Genomic DNA, 3,843 nt, shown 5'->3' with positions numbered 1-3,843 from the left:
CGCAACGGGTCGACCTGCGTCGAGCTGGCCGAGCTCGTGACCGAGCTGGGCGCCCAGACGCCCGGGCTGCCGTGGCCCGAGGACGCCGTCGCGTGGCACGCCGAAGTCGCCCACAGCAGGCTGGTCGACGCCGACGTCCCGGTGCTGCGGGCCGACCACCGGCTGGTCTACCTCGACCGCTACCTCGAACTCGAGACCGAGCTCTGCCGGGACCTGGTGAGCCGGTCCGAGCTCGCCCCGCCGGCGCCGGACGCCGAGCTGCTGGCGACCGACCTGACCCGGCTGTTCCCGGGCGAGGGATACGCCGAGCAGCGGGCGGCGGCCGAGGGCGCGGCCGGTCGGTGGACCACGATCCTGACCGGCGGGCCCGGCACCGGCAAGACCACGGCGCTGGCCCGGCTGCTCGCGGTGCTGGCCTCGCAGGCGACCGCGGTCGGGGCGCCCCCGCTGCGGGTCGCGCTGGCCGCCCCGACCGGCAAGGCCGCCGCCCGGATGAAGGAGGCGGTCGCCGCGGTGTCGGAGGCCGAGGGCTTCACCGACGACGAACGGGCCTGGCTGCGGGACCTCGAGGCCTCGACGATGCACCGGCTGCTGGGCTTCCGGCCCGACAACTCGACCCGCTTCCGGCACGACCGCCGCCACCGGCTGCCGCACGACGTCGTCGTGGTCGACGAGAGCTCGATGGTCTCGCTGACCCTGATGGCCCGGCTGGTCGAGGCGGTCCGCCCCGACAGCCGGCTGCTGCTGGTGGGGGACCCGGACCAGCTCGCCTCGATCGAGGCCGGGACGGTCCTGCGCGACCTCGTCGGCGGCTGGGCGGACGGCCCGACCTCGCCGGTCGCCCAGCTGGTCAACGAGCACCGCTTCGGCGACGAGATCGGCACGCTGGCCTCGGCCGTCCGCGACGGTGACGCCGACCGGGCGATCGAGGTGCTGCGCGCCGGGCACGCGGGCGTACGACTCCTGGACGAGGGGACCGAGACAGTGCAGGGGCTCGTGCTCCCGGGCGCCCGGGCGATGCGGGACGCCGCCGAGGCCGGCGACGTCGAGGCGGCGCTGGCCGAGCTCGACCGGCACCGGTTGCTGTGCGCCCACCGGGAGGGCCCCTACGGCGCCGAGACCTGGAACGCCCAGGTCGAGCGGTGGCTCGACGAGGACGCCGGGCACATGCTGGGGCGGCCGTGGTTCGCCGGACGCCCGGTGCTGGTGACGGAGAACGATCGCGGGCTGCGGCTCTACAACGGCGACACCGGCGTCACGGTCCCGGCCGGCGAGGGGCTGGCCGTCGTGGTGGCCGAGCAGGAGCGACGCCGGTTCGCGCCGTCCCGGCTCGGCGCGGTGCAGACGGCGTACGCCATGACGGTGCATCGCAGCCAGGGCAGCCAGTTCGAGCACGTCACGGTGCTGCTGCCGGGCGACGAGTCCCGGCTGCTGACCCGGGAGCTGCTCTACACCGCGCTGACCCGGGCGCAGACCACCGTGACGCTGATCGGGTCGGAGGATGCCGTCCGCCGGGCCATCGCGACCCGGGTGCTGCGGGCCAGCGGCCTGGCCGAGCGGCTGTCCGAGGCGGTGGCGGACAGCTCCCCGCCCGGGACCTGACACCCGGGCGGTGCCTGAGTCGCCTCTCCGCAGGGGAGGCGGTGCAGGAGTCACCCCTCCCGCGGGCTGGCGGTGCGGAGGTCGCCCCTCACCTGGCCGGTAGGGCGACTGATGCACCGCCCCGGAGGGGGTGCCGGCATCACGGCGGTCGATCCGGGGGGTGTCGGACCGGCCGACTAACCTCACGAGCGTGACCTCTCGGACGATCGCCTCCCTCACCGACGGTGAGCTCCGGCGCGTGTTCGACTCGGGCTCACTCGCGCGCGGCAGGGCGTACGCCCGCGACGGACGGGTCACGATCCAGAGCGTCGACCCCGACGGCAGCACCGCGACCGCGGAGGTGCAGGGCTCCGATCCGGGGTCCTACGCCACGACGGTCGGGGTGCGCGAGACCAAGGTCGGCTTCACGTCGATCCTCGCGACCTGCACGTGCTTCGTCAGGTTCAGCTGCAAGCACGCCGTGGCGCTGATCATCGCGGTGCGCGGGCCGGAGGAGGCGGTCGAGCCCGAGCCCGCGGGGGCGCTGCCGCAGGACTCGTGGCGTCGCCGCGCGCAGGCCCGGCCGTCCGAGCCGCAGTGGCGCTCGGCCCTCGCGCCGCTGGTCGGTGGACCGGCGACCCCCAGACGCACGGACTGGGCGCTGCGGATCGACCTCGAACCGTCGCACTTCCAGGGCGACGCGTTGATGACCGCGCGCCCGCTCAAACGAGGCGCCAAGGGCAAGTGGATCAAGACCGGCGCCGCCTGGCCGGACGTCGAGGCCTCGGCCCGGGGGATGAGCGGCGGCTACCCGCAGGTCAACGCGCTGGCCGAGCTCCCGCTGGCGGTGCGCGACCACTACTCCCACGTCCGCCGCTCCGACGGGTCGATCCACCTCAGCGGCCTGACCCGTGACGCCTGGCGGGTCTTCGACGCGCTGGTCGAGGCCGGCGTGACCCTCCTGGGGCCCGACGACGCGGACGTCACGATCCTGGCCGAGCCCGTGACGGTCAGCGTCGAGGTGACCCCGGAGGAGGGTGGCCTGGTCGTCGCCGCCCACCTGTCCGACGATGACGTCGCGGACGCGTGGGCCTACGACCGGGTCATGCTGATCGGGCAGCCGGCCCACGGCATCGCTGCCTGGGACGACGACGACCGGCCGAGCCGGGTGTGGTTCGCGGCGTTCGACCAGCCGTTGGACCAGTCGCTGCGCACCCTCGTGGTCAACCGGCGCGGCATCCGGGTGCCGGACGGCGACGCGGACGAGTTCCTCCGCGACTTCTACCCGCGGCTGCAGCGTGCCGTCGGCTCGGTCCGGGTCGACCCGCGCATCCACGTCCCCGAGATCGTCCCGCCGCGGCTGTCCGTCACGGTCACGCACGACGGCCTGTCGGCCGAGGTGGTGTGGGGCTTCGCCTACGAGATCGACGGCGAGCTCCGGCGCGTCGCATGGATCGGTGGGCTCGAGTCCTTCCGCGACCGGGTGGCCGAGCGGGAGCTGGTCGACGCGTTCGTGCCCCCGGCCGGCCTGCCGGTCACGACCGACGCCGCGGGCCGGGCGAGGCTGCTGCCGGTGGCGACGCTCGACGGCTACCCCGCCGTGGTGCTGAGCGAGGACGTCGTCCCGGCGCTCGTCGCCGCCGGCATCGACGTCACCATCGTGGGCGACCGGCCCGACTACCGGCTCGCCGGCACCGCCCCGGTGGTCCACATCTCGCTCGAGGACGGCAAGGACCCCCGCAGCGACTGGTACGACCTGGCCGTGACGGTGACGATCGAGGGCGAACGGGTCCACTTCGGACCGCTGTTCGCCGCGCTGGCGGCGGGGGAGTCCCACGTCGTCCTGCTCAGCGGCACCTACCTGTCGATCGACCGGCCCGAGCTGGTGCAGCTCCGCGAGCTGATCCAGGAGGCGCGTGAGCTGACCGATCGGCGCAGCGAGCAGCTGCGGGTCAACCGGTTCCACGCCGGCCTGTGGCAGGAGCTCCTCACGCTCGGCACCGTGGACCGCCAGTCCGCCTCGTGGCAGCAGTCGGTCGACGCCCTCACCTCGATCGACGAGATCCCGGTCCTGGACGTCCCGGAGGGCCTGCGCGCCGAGCTGCGGCCCTACCAGCGCGAGGGCTACGCGTGGTTGAGCTTCCTGGCCGACCACGGGCTGGGCGGGATCCTCGCCGACGACATGGGGCTCGGCAAGACGGTGCAGGCCCTCGCGATGATCGTGCGGCAGGTCGAGCGCGGCAGCGGACCGTTCCTGGTCGT

At 74.6% G+C, this 3,843-nt stretch carries 2 protein-coding genes; both read left to right on the top strand.

Going from position 1 to position 3,843, the window contains the following annotated elements; translation table 11 throughout:
- A partial coding sequence (recD, locus tag JWQ91_RS12580) for an exodeoxyribonuclease V subunit alpha (RefSeq protein WP_297784556.1) occupies positions 1-1,602 on the top strand: 1,602 nt, incomplete at its 5' end.
- A gap of 190 nt (positions 1,603-1,792) precedes the next feature.
- On the top strand, positions 1,793-3,843 hold a 2,051-nt coding region (locus JWQ91_RS12575), incomplete at its 3' end, for an SNF2-related protein (protein ID WP_297784554.1).

Source organism: Aeromicrobium sp., assembly GCF_025965075.1.
Taxonomy (GTDB): domain Bacteria; phylum Actinomycetota; class Actinomycetes; order Propionibacteriales; family Nocardioidaceae; genus Aeromicrobium.
This window is presented reverse-complemented; position numbering and strand designations above follow the sequence as displayed.